The organism is Bradyrhizobium sp. WSM1253 (assembly GCF_000244935.1).
Taxonomy (GTDB): Bacteria; Pseudomonadota; Alphaproteobacteria; order Rhizobiales; family Xanthobacteraceae; genus Bradyrhizobium; species Bradyrhizobium canariense.
Genome location: NZ_JH600073.1, coordinates 6,993,436 through 7,006,858, shown reverse-complemented (window position 1 = coordinate 7,006,858; position 13,423 = coordinate 6,993,436). Strand labels below are relative to the sequence as shown.

The window sequence follows — 13,423 nt, the reverse complement described above, 5'->3', positions numbered from 1 at the left end:
TTCAACCAGAAAAAGATCTTGCAGCCCGGGCCGTTCCACATATGGGTCAGAGCCAAATTTCAAGCCGAGTGACAGTCTTGCTCTTCATGAAGACACGCTCCAGGAATTGGACCGAGAGCGTACCCGGGGTCTCGTCGACATAAATGGCGCTCTCTGTCCGGAAGCAGGACAGGCGATCTTATGATCGCGCACTTACAAACCTTAGACCGAAGGGCTTGAGATCACCGTACTCGCGAGTGCTCGGCATGGACGTCCAAAATGCTCGCTCCATTCAGGTTTCGCGGAACGCGCGGGAGAAGCTGTCGAGGATAGGCTTCATGATGTACTCGAAAAACGTACGCTCTCCGGTCTTGATGTAAACGTCCGCGGGCATCCCGGGCGTCGGGATGAATTCAGGCATTCGTCTGAGAACATCATCCTGGTCCAGGCGCACCCGAACGACGTAGAATTCGCGACGCGTGTCAGCGTCGGTACGGGTTTCGGTCTTCGCCTGCACTTGCTCCGCCAAGGCGTCCGCTGACACGTAGATGACGCTCGCACCGACCATCGGCGTGATGCGCTGGTTGAGTGCCGACAGCCGCACCAGCGCCTCCTGGCCAACGCTCACATGCGAAATGTCCTTGGGATTCAGATGCGCCTCGATGATGCGCTCGTCGCCAATCGGGAGGAGCTCTAGGATCACGGCACCAGGAGAGACGACGCCGCCCGGTGTATGGAAGTTGTTCTTCACCACAATACCTCGGACTGGCGAACGAACATCGATCCGGTCAACCACGTCCTGCGCAGCACGTATTTGCTCGTCAACGTCGTCCAGCTCCGCCTCGGTTTCGCGCAGCTCCTTGGTCCCGTCGCGGAGCGCCGTCGCGTGCAGCTGGGCTATTCTTTCGTTCGCCTGAGCGATCCGCTCCTTCGAATCGGCGATGCGGCCAAGATACTCGCCGAGCTCACCCCCGAGACTCGCCTCTGAGCGTCGCAACGCCAGCACATCCGACTTGCGGACCAGCTGCTGGCCAAGAAGCGAATTCTTGTCCTTCAGTTCTTCGGCGAACAAGGCAATACGCTCTTTGGTCGACTGAACTTGCGCCTGATATCCGCGGATGCTTTCCTCCAGCCCAGCGATTTGCTTCAAGAGTACGCTTTCCTCGCTCACCCGACTAGCCCGGCGCGCCTGAAGCTCGGCACGTTGCCGCTCAAGAATCGCTTTGATTTCTGGATCACGAGCGTTCTCGCTGAATTCGGCCGGAGTTTCGATTGCATCCGAAGAGCTCAGTTCAGCTTCAAGACGCGCCTTCATGGCGAGCAGTCGACACTTCTTCAAAACCAGCCGTTTCAGCTTGGCGTTGGCAGGGGTATCATCCATGCGAACGAGGACCTGGTTGGCCTCGACGAGATCTCCGTCCTTGACCGCAATCTCGCGGATGATGCCGCCCTCGAAGTGCTGGACTAACTTGTTCTGCCCGGTAGCCACGAACGTGCCCGAAGCCACGACCGCACTGTTGAGTGGGGCGACTGCAGCCCAAACGCCGAAACAGCCGAGCCAAACAACTAGGATGGCGAGGCCGGTGAAGATGGGCCATTTGGCGCTCAGCGGAACACCGCGGTACCACTCGCCGATGTCGTCCTTTACCGCTCTCATGCTGTCCTCCCGCGCTGGTCACCCGCCCGAGGATTCGATGCGTTGCGGCTGCACCGGCTCATCAACGCCGGCCCTGCCGGGGGACCGAACCAGGCGATGCAACACCTCGCTCGGAGAGCCGAATGCTTCCGCGCGTCCGGCCCGCAGTATGAGCACTTTGTCAACACTGTTCAGCAGCGCCGGGCGCAGGGTTACGACCACCGCCGTGACCCCCCGCCTTTTGGCGCGCTGCAGGGTCTCGGTCAGAGCCTGCTCCCCCGCCGCGTCGAGATTCGAGTTCGGCTCGTCGAGCACGACAAGGGACGGATTACCGAAGAAAGCCCGGGCGAGCGCGATGCGCTGCTTCTGTCCTCCCGAGAGCGGCCCGCCACTGCGGTCGAGCACGGTCTCGTATCCTTGCTTCAACTGGCAGACCATGTCGTGAATTCCCGACAACATCGCCGCCTCATAGATGCGCTCGTCGGGCAAGTCGTCGCGCATGCGGCAGATGTTCTGCTTGATGGTCCCGGGAAATAGCTCGACCTCCTGGGGCAGGTAACCGCTATATTCCCCGAACTGGCGGCGATCCCAGTTGCGCAGCTCCGTTCCGTCCAGCCTGACCTTGCCGGCTGTCGGCACCAGACAACCCACCAGAATGCGCGCGAGGGTCGACTTGCCCGATCCGGACGGTCCGACAATGGCCAAAGACTCTCCGGGCGCGAGGTCGAGCGACACACCATTGAGCACCGGCTCCTTCGAGCCGGGCGGCAAATACAAGACCCGATCAACGCTCAGGCGCCCTTGCGGTCTGGGCAAGCGCAGCTTAGGCCCCTCGCGCTGGAATGACTCAACCGCCTGCTTGACGTGGGCATAGGCCGATCGCGCCTGAACGCAGCTGCGCCATCCCTCAATCAAGCCCTCGAGCGGCTGCAGGGCGCGGCCGGCAATGATCGAAGCCGCGATCATCATGCCCCCCGTGATCTCGGCGTGGAGGGCCAGATAGGCCCCGGTGCCGAGGATCGTGATCTGGGCGACGAGCCGGACGAATTTCGACGCACCGCTGATCCAGAAATTCCGGTCAAGGGCCTGGCTCTGCACCGTCAGTGCTGGCGCCTGCCGGCGCCCCCAGTGGAGAATGCTTTCGCTCAGCATTCCCATCGCATTGATCACCTGCGAATTTCGCGCCAGCGACTCGGCCGCCGCATCGGCCTCGGCGGCATACAGGCCTGCCTCGCTCAGACGCTCCGAGGTCGCTTTCTGGTTGATCAGCGCAATCAGTGCGAGGACCAAGCCCGATACGACTGCGATCCAGCCAAGATGTCGATGAACGAGGAATATGACTGCGAAGTAGAGGGGCGAGAGTGGCGCGTCCATCAGTAGAAGCATGATAGGGCTCGAGATGAAGCCCCGCACCTGGTGAAGGCTGCGGATCGCCTGGATGGTTCCTCCCTCGCCGGCCCTGGCGTTATTGATGCTGCTCGCCAGCACTGCGCCGCCAAGCACCGCTTCCATCTTGGTCGCAAGACGCCCCAGCACCTGTCGACGTAGAATGTCCACGATGGAGAGGATACCGATGAACGTCAGCGCGAGAGCCGAGAGCATCAGCAGTGTCTCGAGACTACGGCTCGTCAGCACGCGATCGGATATTTGAAAGAGATAGATCGGCAACGTGAGCATCAGCAGATTCACAACGACCGAAAATGCTGCGACCGCTATGAGGTTGATGCGCGCGACCGAACGCCAGGCGGCCAGCGCGTTGACAGGTCCGACGTAGTCGCGGGCCTCGCCGCCGGGTGCGACCCGAAGTTGAGCCCCGGAGTTGGTGCGCGGCGGACAGTCCAGTGTCTCGACAGCTGCCATGTTTGCCTCCCACTAGAGGATGGCATCATGAGTCCCGACATGATCAATCGAAGTATTATCCAAGATGTCGGGAGGCGGCGGCGCGGGTTTTTGGACGTCGGCAGCCACCGGCGCTGAAACGTCTTGAGCCGATGCGGCGTCCCCCTGAGACGCGGCAGTCTGGGAGGGCGCGATGTCGCTGCTGAGCGTGACGCCGTAATCTGTATACTGGGTTCCGTTGAACAGCGAATCTGCCGGAGGCGGTGGCGCATCGTTCAACGCGATCACATCGTTCGCGACGGCGGTCGTCGCCGCGGCATTTGATTTGTCCGTCATGACGTTCTCCGGGGCAGTGGTGGCGGATCCCGAACTCTCGATCGGTGCGTCAGCGGTGGTGGCGAGCGCAAGAAGCGTTTCGGCCGATCCAGGAGTTTGAGCGCTGCTGGTGTCCGGCACGGCCGGCTCTCCCGGTTCGGTCGCGGGGTTGCTGAGCGTGTCTCCGGCGCTGGTGAGCACCGGCTCGGCCGTGTTAGCGGCCGGTGCCGCAACCGCCAAAGCATTGCCAGCCACGCTGGCGGTGTCGGCCGGTTGCGACACCTCGCTGGTCGGATCGGTCAGCGCGGCAGCTGTTGTGGTGAGCACCGGCTCGCTCGTGTCCGCGACCGGCGCCGCACTCGCCAGAGCATCGCCAGCCACACTGCCCGTATCGGCCGGATGCGAGACGTCGCTCGTCGGGTCGGTCAGCGCGGCAGCCGTTGTGGTGAGCACCGGCTCGCTCGTGTCCGCGACCGGCGCCGCACTCGCCAAAGCATCGTCAGCCACACTGCCCGCATCGGCCGGATGCGAGACGTCGCTCGTCGGGTCGGTCAGCGCGACACCTGTTGTGGTGAGCACCGGCTCGCTCGTGTCCGCGACCGGCGCCGCACTCGCCAGAGCATCGCCAGCCACACTGCCCGTATCGGCCGGATGCGAGACGTCGCTGGTCGGGTCTGTCAGCGCGGCAGCCGTTGTGGTGAGCACCGGCTCGCTCGTGTCCGCGACCGGCGCCGTACTCGCCAGAGCATCGCCAGCCACACTGCCCGTATCGGCGGGTTTCGACACGTCGCTGGTCGGATCGGTCAGCGCGTCAGCTGTTGTGGTGAGCACCGGCTCGTTCGTGTCCGCGACCGGCGCCACACTTGCCAAAGCATCGCCAGCCACGCTGCCCGTGTCGGCCGGTTGCTGCGACACGTCGCTCGGCGCATCGGTCGGAGCCGCTGCTGTTGTGGTGAGCACCGGCTCAATCATGGCAGCCAGTGGTGCGGGACTCGCCAAAGCCTCGCCAGCCACACTCGCCGTGTCGGCCGGATCCGACAGTTCGCTCGATGGATCGGTCGGAGCCGCAGCTGTCGCAGTGAGCACCGGCTCGGTCATGTCAGCCACCGGCGCCGCACCCGCCAAAGCGTCGCCAGTCACACTCGCCGTATTGGCCGGATGCGACAGCTGGCTCGGCGGATCGGTCGAAGCGGCAGCTGTTGTGGTGAGCACATGCTCGCTCGTCTCAAGGACCGGCGCGCCACTCGCAAGAGCATTGCCAGCCACATCGGTGGGCTGGGATACATCACCAGGCGCACCGTTACCCGTGGTCAGTGCCGACTCCGCGATCTCAAGGGGGGGTGCTGAACTATCAAAGGTGTGAGTTCCCGTGCTGTCCGATGCAACCGTTTGCGACAACGCGCTCGACTGAGCGTCTGGACCCCTCGTCTGGCCAACCACCTCGTTGCTCACCGTGCTCACGGTGTCGATAGCCGTCGCGAGCGCAGGCGGCACCGTCGCCTCGACCGGCGCGATCGCGCCAACCATGTCGTCGGGCAGCGTACCCGCAGTGTCGGCCAGCGTCGATAGCGTCGGCTGCGTCGCCGCCTCGAGCGGCGTGATCGCGCCGGCCACGTCGTTGGGCAGCACACTGACGGCGTCGGTCGCCGTCGCGAGTGCTGGCGGCACCGTCGCCGCGACCGGCGCAATTGCGCCGACCACGTCGTTGGGTAGCGTGCCTGCAGTGTCGGCCAGAGTCGATAACGTCGGCTGCGCCGCCGCCTCAACCGGCGCGATCGCGCCGGCCACATCGTTGGGCAGCGCGCTGACGGTGTCGCTCGCCGCGGCGAGTGCCGGCATCACAGCCGCCTCGACCGGCGCAATTGCGCCAACCACGTTGTTCGGCGGCGCGCTGACAGTTTCGGCTGCCGTCGCGAGTGCCGGCGGCACCGCCGCCTCGGCCGGCGCAATTGCGCCAACTACGTCGTTCGGCAGTGCGCTGAGGGGCGCCGAGGCGAGTGCCGGCATTACAGCCGCCTCAACCGGCGCAATGGCGCCGGCGACTTCGTTGGGTAGCGTGCCCGCAGTGTCAGCCAGAGTCGCTAGCATCGGCTGCGCCGCCGCCTCAAGCGGCGCGATCGCGCCGGCCACGTCGTTGGGCAGCGCGCTGACGGTGTCGCTCGCCGTGGCGAGTGCCGGCATCACAGCCGCCTTGACCGGCGCAATTGCGCCAACCACGTCGTTCGGCAGCGCGCTGACAGTTTCGGCTGCCGTCGCGGGTGCCGGCGGCACCGCCGCCTCGGCCGGCGCAATGGCGCCAACCACGTCCTTAGGTAGCGTGCTGACTTTGTCGGTCGCCGTGGCGAGTGCCGGCATCACAGCCGCCTCGACTGAAGTAATCGTACCAACCACATCGTTGGGCAGCGTGCCAACGGTGTCGGCCAGAGTTGATAGCGTCGGCTGCACCGCCGCCTCAAGCGGCGCGATCGCGCCGGCCTCGTCATCGGATAGCGTGCTGACGGTGTCGCTCGTCCCGAGCGCCGGCGGCACCATCGCCGCAACCGGCGCAATCCCTACCACCACGTCATTGCTCACATCGCCGATCATTCCAAGCAGGGGAAAGGAGCTGATGATCGACGGGCTAAACGAGTCGCTAAGCAAGTTAGACCGAACGGATTCGATGCTTCCGAGGTCGGAATCCGCTGACAGCGAGTTGACGCAACTAAGGTCGGCTGAGATGTGACCATGGTGCTTGCAAGAATCGACATCGTCGCCACCCCCACCCCCAGAGCTCGCAGTAGCAACTGCTTCGCCACGAGCGGTGCTCGGTCTGGGCGCGTCTTCATGCGGCTCCGCCAAGCGCCCGGTCGGATCGAGCTGAGCCACATGCGTGTCCGACGAGGCGGCCGGCCCCTTGGGCCTCTCATCCTCCCAGCCCGGTTGCGCGGGGTCGCTCGCAGGCAGCTCGTCGTTTGTTCCTTGCGGCCCCGCACCTGCCTGAGCGGCTGTCGCGTCTTCTTGCCTGGCCAGCGCAGATTTGAACGGGGCGGCAAGAAACTCCTCGCAGGCAACTAGCTGGGCAATAAAGAATGACCGGGTCAAGAAACTGAAAGAGCCGGATCGCTTGTCGGCACGCTGCACTCCGGCTTCGAAAATCTTCCGCTCTTGTTCGAACAAGTCGCGCTTTTCTATCTGGTGCATGACCGCCGCCTTTCTTGTTCAAAAACCACCCTCGCCCGGCAGCATCCACCGCCAGACGAGCCTCTTCGGCATGTCAGGCGCCCGTGTCGTGCGACGTATCCGTCGCCGTGTCGAAATGCCCTACGTCGAAGTGATCCATTGGGCCCATCAAACCGATGGCGTATTCGAGCGCATCGTCGGAAGACATCGAAGCGAGCGCGCCGTGTATGTCACCCGAATGATCTGGACCGTGCGAGCTGAAATCACCCCCGAACTCACCGTGGGAGAAGTCGAACTTGGCCAGCGCGTCACCAGGACTGCGATCGGTGTCGCCCCTGCTGCCATCGTCAGCCGGCTGGAGATCGCAATGGTCCTTGGGCTGGTATTCACCGTCCTTGGCATCCTTCCAGCCCCCATCGTGCTCTGGGTAGGTGCCGTCTTTCGGGTAAGCGCCCATGCCGCTAAGCTTGGAGTAATTTTCTTTGCCGTCGCCGGTCGAATACTCGTCGTTACCGCTGTGATCGTCATTCCACTTTGACTGCTTGCCGTCGCCACAGTCGTCCGGCTTGGTTGACGTGCATTCCTCGGCTGGGACGCCGGTTCCCGTGAGCTTTATCAGTCCGAGAATGGTCATCACACTGCTCAGGATAGACATGGCTTCGTTCCTCGCTTCAGCTTTGCGACGGTCACAGGCACCTGCGCCACGCGCGCGTGCCCTGCCCGGATCACCACGCCGTCACTCCTACTGTCGCCGAAGCACACCTATGGATGCAGCGGCGAGAAAAATAGTTTCACGCTTCATTCGAGCTGCCGGCGCATGGCCACGAGCTCTCTCCGGATCCACGCTTTGACGGTTCCGACGGGAACCTGGAGGTATTCGGAAATCTCCTCGTGCGTGCGCCCGTCGACGATCGCCAAGAGAAGGCTCGCGCGGCGCTGTGGCTCGAGTTGATCGAGCATGCTTCGCAACGTCATGCTGTCTGGGATACAGCACGCAGGGTTCGGAACCGTCTGTTCCCGCGCACAGATGGCATTCAATGCTTCGTCCTCCAGCGCGAGTTCGCGCCTGGCGTTCTGGCGCATCTTGAGCGCCGTGTTGCGGACGATCGCGTAGATCCAGCCCCGGGCGGATCCGCGTGCAGGATCGAAGTTTTTCGCATATCGGAGAATCTGCGCGAATGCGTCGTGGATGACGTCCTCGGAACGCGATCTGTCGTGCACGATACGGTGCGCCATCGCGCGCAACTGCTCCTTCTCGCGCGCGTAGATCCTGCCGACGGCGGACTGCGATCCGGAGGCGCACTCAAGCAGAGCTGTTTCGTAATTAAGAGCCGTCTCGCCAGTGAGACAGCTGTCATGGCGCGCTGCGCCGGAGCGAGACCTTGCCTTCGTTAAATCGAGGCACTGATGGGGCATGCTCGAAGTCACCCCTCGTAAGGCACTGCGGCATTTTATGCCGCGCATTTACAATTTATTTAAATGACCGCTTTTAAATAAAAACGAAATCGGCTGTCGGCGAACTCAAGTCAGCAACCAGCGACTTCGTTCCCGGAAGTTTTCAAAATTTTTTTCCCCGATCACCAAAGGGCGAACGTGGTCGTCAGGGGTGCAGGCGGACCATGGCGGGTCGTGCTCCCGGCCAGGTGAGCCGCTGCGAGCAGCAACGTAAGTCTTCGAGACAACCTCGAAAATGGGCAACGTCAACATCGTCGCTAGTCGCGTTTATAACTTCAGAGCACGCATCGGGTCCGACTCCCGCGTAATGCCACCGAAGGACATTCAACGCACCTTCTCAACACACCATGTCAAAACACGCGTCGACTTGCGCACCTTTCGCGATGAGCCATCGAAACAAGCTAAGGCGCTTCCCGGACCGAGCTCGCCACATGGCACGTCGACGCGCTTTCCTTCGGAAGGCGCAATGTCGCATCTCGGCCGCGCAGAACATCCAGCAGACCAGAACATCCAACTCACTCTGACGAAGCCGCCACTGAGTCCCACTTAAAGCGCCCTGCATACGACTTGCAACAATCACGATACGACAAGCGTGAAACACTTGCCGCTCACAAAATTTGCGCGACCGTGCATCCAGATTGGCGTCTTGCACCTAGTGATGACGTGGCAACAGTTACATCAATGTTCCGCCACCTAACCCGAAAGGAGACCAACATGCTAGAGATGACCAATCTTGCTCACCCTATCGAACTGTCTGATGAGGAGCTCGACCTCGTGGCCGCCGGCACCGGCGGTTGTGGCGGTGGCTGCCATGATGGCGGATCACTGATCCGAACTGGCGACATCAATGTGCTCAGCGGAAACCAAGTTCAGGTTGGCCTGCTGTCCAAGCAGTCCCAAGTCTTTATTGGGTAAAGGCGGGATGCATCGGCGCGAACCGCTTCTCCATCAGGGGAAGCGGTTCTCCGGTATCCATCCGCAGTCTTGCTTTGGCGGAAAGATACTCCGCGCAGCGCTTCAGCAAGGTGCGTCCATGGCGAACCGACCAACTCTGTTTCGCAAGGAAGCCGTCGACTTTTTGCATCAGCGCCACACCTGGGGTGAGGTCGTATTGCTGCAGCCGCTGTCGAGCACACTGCTTAGCTGGAGCCTTGCGGCGCTCGTTGTATTCATTTTGTGTTTTCTCTCCATCGCGCAATACGCCCGCAAGGAGACCGTCTCCGGGTATCTGACGCCGACCTCCGGCACAGCTAAGATTTTCGTATCACAACAGGGCTTCATCAAGGCGATACACGTGAAGGAGGGGCAAGAGGTTGCGGAGGGTGACCTGCTCCTGACCATAGTTACTTCCCAAATCACGGCTAATGGCGATGACGTCAATGCGACCGTACTGGCGGTGCTGACGCAGCAACGCAATGTGGTCGAGCGACAGATCGATGCCGAAGATCGCCGAACCGCCTCAGAACGGGATCGCCTCGGTTCGACGATCAAGGGGATTGAAGGAGAGATTCTCCAACTCGAGGACCAGCGGAACATCCAAAACGAGCGACTGAAACTTTCCGAGAGCTTCGTATCAACGGGCGCTAAGCTAACCGCGAGCGGCGCACTGCCAACGATTGAGCTCAAGCGCCGCGAGCAGGCCGCACTTGAGCAAAAGCAGAGTGTGGTGTCGCTCGATCAACAGATCACCGCGCGACACACCCAGTTGACGGACGCTCGGCATACACTCGAGCAACTCCCAACCATCGCCGCAGAGAGGATCCGAGGACTGCGTAATGAACTCTCCTCGATCGAACAGCGCCTGGCCGAGGTGAATGGGCGGCAGGCTTACGTTATCAAGGCGCCAACGAGTGGGCGCGTATCCACGCTGCAGGCGACAATAGGCCAAATCGCTGATCCTCGGCATATGCAGCTCGAAATCATTCCCGTTGATGCGCACTTGCAGGCGGAGCTGTTCTTTCCGACACGCGCGTTTGGTTTTGTGCGCCCCGGCCAGCAGGTTAGGATACTTTACGAAGCATTTCCTTATCAGAAATTCGGCACCTACCGCGGCAGCGTGACCAACGTCTCTCACACCATTCTGACCGGCAACGAAACGACCGGGCCGATCGCCCTCAAGGAACCGGCTTACCGTGTGACTGCGGCTCTCGAGCGGCCCGACATCGACGCCTATGGCCGTAAGATGCCGCTTCAGCCGGACATGCTGCTCAGGGCCGACGTTATCCTTGAGCAGCGGTCCCTGATGAGGTGGCTGCTTGATCCGGTGGTAAGCGCAAGGATGTAGCCAAGGATGTAGCCCATGCAGGGACTATTGAATTTCAGCGGCCGCAGATTCCTCCCGGTCATCCGGCAGACGGAGGCGACGGAGTGCGGGCTCGCTTGCCTTGCTATGGTAGCATCCTATCATGGTCATCGAACTGACTTGAACAGCCTGCGGCGCCGGCATCCAGTGTCCCTAAAAGGGGTCACTCTCCGCGACCTCATGGAAATAGCAGCTCGCCTCGGGCTGGCGTGTCGGCCACTGCGTATCGAGATCGGCCATCTCAGCCAATTGCGTCTGCCGGCTATTCTGCACTGGGACATGGCTCATTTCGTTGTTCTGAAAGCATATAGGAACAGGGGAATCGTGGTGCACGATCCGGCAGCCGGCGAGAAATGGTTTCCCCTCGCTGAAGCATCTAGACATCTCACCGGAGTCGCGCTCGAGCTCTCGCCCACTGAAGAGTTCTGCCGCACAGACGAGAGAGTGAGATTGCCGTTCTCGGTATTCTGGAGCGGAATGAACGGGAACACTTGTGCCCTCGCCCAAATATTAGTTCTGTCAGTGGTCATCGAAATTCTTCTCCTCGCCGCCCCTTTCTATATGCAGCTCACCGTTGACGAGGTCATCGCCAGAGGCGATGTCGATCTCCTGGTCGTCCTCGGGCTCGGATTCGCTCTGCTTCTCCTGATACGGGTCGCGTCGACCGCGACCCGCTCGTTCATTATTCTTGTTCTGCAGAACACGTTGAGTTTTCAGATCGGCGCGCGGCTGTTTCATCATCTGGTGCGCTTGCCACTCTCATTCTTCGAAAAGCGGCACATCGGCGACATCCTGTCTCGTTTCAACTCGATCGAGCCCATCCGCAACGTGCTCGCGGAGGGATTGATCACGGGGTTGATTGACGGTCTCATGTCGGTGTTGATGCTGGCGTTGATGTTCACCTACAACGTCCAGCTCGGAGTTGTTGTCCTGCTGGCGTCCGCGTTGTATGCCACCCTGCGGCTCGCTCTTTTCAGCATGTTCCGGCAACGGAGCGAAGCGGCCATTCACGGCAAGGCAGATGAGAACTCCACTTTCATCGAAACCGTGCGAGCAGTGCAAAGCCTAAAGTTGCTCAACCGAGAAAACGAACGGGAGAGCCAGTGGCTGAACCGCTATGCTGCGTATATAACAGCCAACGTGCGGCTAGGTCGGGCGAGGATCAGCTTCAAAGCGATGAACGACACGATATTCGGCTTGGAGAACGTGATCACAATCTACCTCGCCGCTCGCCTCGCACTGGACAACCTCATCACGGTTGGCATGATATTCGCGTTCGTCAGCTACAAGTTGCAGTTCGCTGAGCGGACAGCGCTGCTGATCGAGAAGCTGGTGGATGTCCGCATTCTCGGGCTGCACCTGGAACGTCTCGCCGACATTGCGCTCACCCCGCTCGAGCGCGGGCACGACCGAGACCTGTCATATATCCGACAGATTCGCGGCGAGATCGAACTGCGCAACGTGTGCTTCCGGTATGCAGAAGGAGAGTCTCTGATTCTTAACAACGTCAATCTGTGCGTTGCTCCCGGACAATTCGTGACGATCATGGGACCATCGGGCTGCGGCAAGTCAACTCTTGTCAAGATTATGCTTGGGCTGCTCGAGCCAACAAGCGGTGAGGTTCTGATCGACGGCCTTCCGCTGGGCCAGATCGGACCGCGCGCTTATCGCGAGCAAATCGGCGCGGTGATGCAGGAGGATCAATTGCTGTCGGGATCGATTGCCGACAATATCTGCTTTTTTGACACAGCGTTCGATCTACAAGCCATGATCGATTGCGCGCGAATTGCCGGCATCCACGAGGACATCGTGGCAATGCCGATGAGCTACAACAGCCTCATCGGCGACATGGGAAGCTCGTTATCCAGTGGCCAGAAACAGCGAGTACTGCTTGCGCGCGCGCTCTATCGCCGACCAAAGATCCTGTTTCTGGACGAGGGCACGGCGCATCTCGACACACAGAAGGAGAAGGAAATCAATGCGAATCTCCGGCACCTTAGTATGACGCGCGTGAGCGTAGCGCACCGACCCGAAATTACCCAGGGAGCAGATATGATCATCCATCTTGCCGCGACGGCCAGACCGTTTCGGGTCGGAATGACGAGCCTCAGACGAGAAGCTGGGGCTGCGCAAGATGTCGGTGTGACCGGGTTTGCTGCCGAAGGTGCGAAATCGGCCGAGACCGATGACTGCCCCGGCGACGCCACGGGGGATGGCTCGAAGCGCGATGGTGACTGGAAAGACGCCAAGGACGACGACTGCCATTCAAAGGACTGCTGCCAGCTGCGGAAGGACTGCACCCCCAAGCCGTCCGACGACGGCGGCAAAGGCGACAACCCGGGTGAAGCGCTAGCCAGGATCGACTTCTCACGATGCTGATTCGGCTCGCGCAGTCTGATCATTCGCGTGACATGGAAGGCGCATTCGCTTCGAAGACGTCCGATGACGCGCGCGGATACGCCATCGGCGGCCAAACGCCTGCTGCAGTCGCGCGAGCGACGTACTGGCCGGATAGAGACCAAGCCGTTTCCTCGCGCTTTTATTGTTGCGTCGATTCCGACGTACGGCCGGGCTCAACTTTTCCCCAGCCTTGAGCCTGGGTCGCTCCGAACCTCATGGGACTAGTGTCGGTGCTCACGCGCCGGTTGGCTGCTGCCGCCATCAAGGCGTTCGGAGAACGCCTGGACCAAACCAGTCGCGGTCCCGCCTGTTCACGCTGGCGGTGCGCCATCAATATG

The 13,423-nt window shown here is 61.4% G+C and carries 8 protein-coding genes; 3 read left to right on the top strand and 5 right to left on the bottom strand.

Annotation, left to right across the window (positions count from 1 at the left end; translation table 11 throughout):
* Nucleotides 1–271: 271 nt before the first annotated feature.
* The 5 genes from BRA1253DRAFT_RS33965 to BRA1253DRAFT_RS33945 all read right to left on the bottom strand — a co-directional run bounded on the left by BRA1253DRAFT_RS33965 (nt 272) and on the right by BRA1253DRAFT_RS33945 (nt 8,344).
* A complete protein-coding gene (locus BRA1253DRAFT_RS33965) occupies nt 272–1,636 on the bottom strand; it encodes an HlyD family type I secretion periplasmic adaptor subunit (RefSeq protein ID WP_007601781.1) in 1,365 nt (454 codons plus the stop codon).
* Between the two features lie 18 nt (nt 1,637–1,654).
* On the bottom strand, nt 1,655–3,475 hold the full coding sequence (locus BRA1253DRAFT_RS33960) for a type I secretion system permease/ATPase (protein ID WP_007601780.1): 1,821 nt from the start codon (nt 3,473–3,475) through the stop codon (nt 1,655–1,657).
* 12 nt (nt 3,476–3,487) lie between these two features.
* Nucleotides 3,488–6,949, bottom strand: coding sequence for a hypothetical protein (locus tag BRA1253DRAFT_RS33955; RefSeq protein WP_007601779.1), 3,462 nt, complete (start codon nt 6,947–6,949; stop codon nt 3,488–3,490).
* A 73-nt stretch (nt 6,950–7,022) separates the two neighbouring features.
* Entirely contained in the window at nt 7,023–7,583 is a 561-nt protein-coding gene (locus BRA1253DRAFT_RS33950; RefSeq protein WP_007601778.1) for a hypothetical protein, read from the bottom strand.
* A gap of 143 nt (nt 7,584–7,726) precedes the next feature.
* The gene (locus BRA1253DRAFT_RS33945; RefSeq protein WP_007601775.1) at nt 7,727–8,344 is read right to left on the bottom strand and encodes a sigma-70 family RNA polymerase sigma factor; all 618 of its coding nucleotides are present in this window, start codon (nt 8,342–8,344) and stop codon (nt 7,727–7,729) included.
* A gap of 753 nt (nt 8,345–9,097) precedes the next feature.
* Here BRA1253DRAFT_RS33945 and BRA1253DRAFT_RS33940 point away from each other — a divergent pair.
* The 3 genes from BRA1253DRAFT_RS33940 to BRA1253DRAFT_RS33930 all read left to right on the top strand — a co-directional run bounded on the left by BRA1253DRAFT_RS33940 (nt 9,098) and on the right by BRA1253DRAFT_RS33930 (nt 13,064).
* A complete protein-coding gene (locus tag BRA1253DRAFT_RS33940; RefSeq protein ID WP_007601774.1) occupies nt 9,098–9,298 on the top strand; it encodes a hypothetical protein in 201 nt (66 codons plus the stop codon).
* Between the two features lie 118 nt (nt 9,299–9,416).
* Nucleotides 9,417–10,667: an HlyD family efflux transporter periplasmic adaptor subunit gene (locus BRA1253DRAFT_RS33935; protein WP_007601773.1), complete on the top strand. Its 1,251-nt coding sequence runs from the start codon at nt 9,417–9,419 to the stop codon at nt 10,665–10,667.
* 15 nt (nt 10,668–10,682) lie between these two features.
* A complete protein-coding gene (locus BRA1253DRAFT_RS33930) occupies nt 10,683–13,064 on the top strand; it encodes a peptidase domain-containing ABC transporter (RefSeq protein WP_007601772.1) in 2,382 nt (793 codons plus the stop codon).
* Nucleotides 13,065–13,423: the final 359 nt, after the last annotated feature.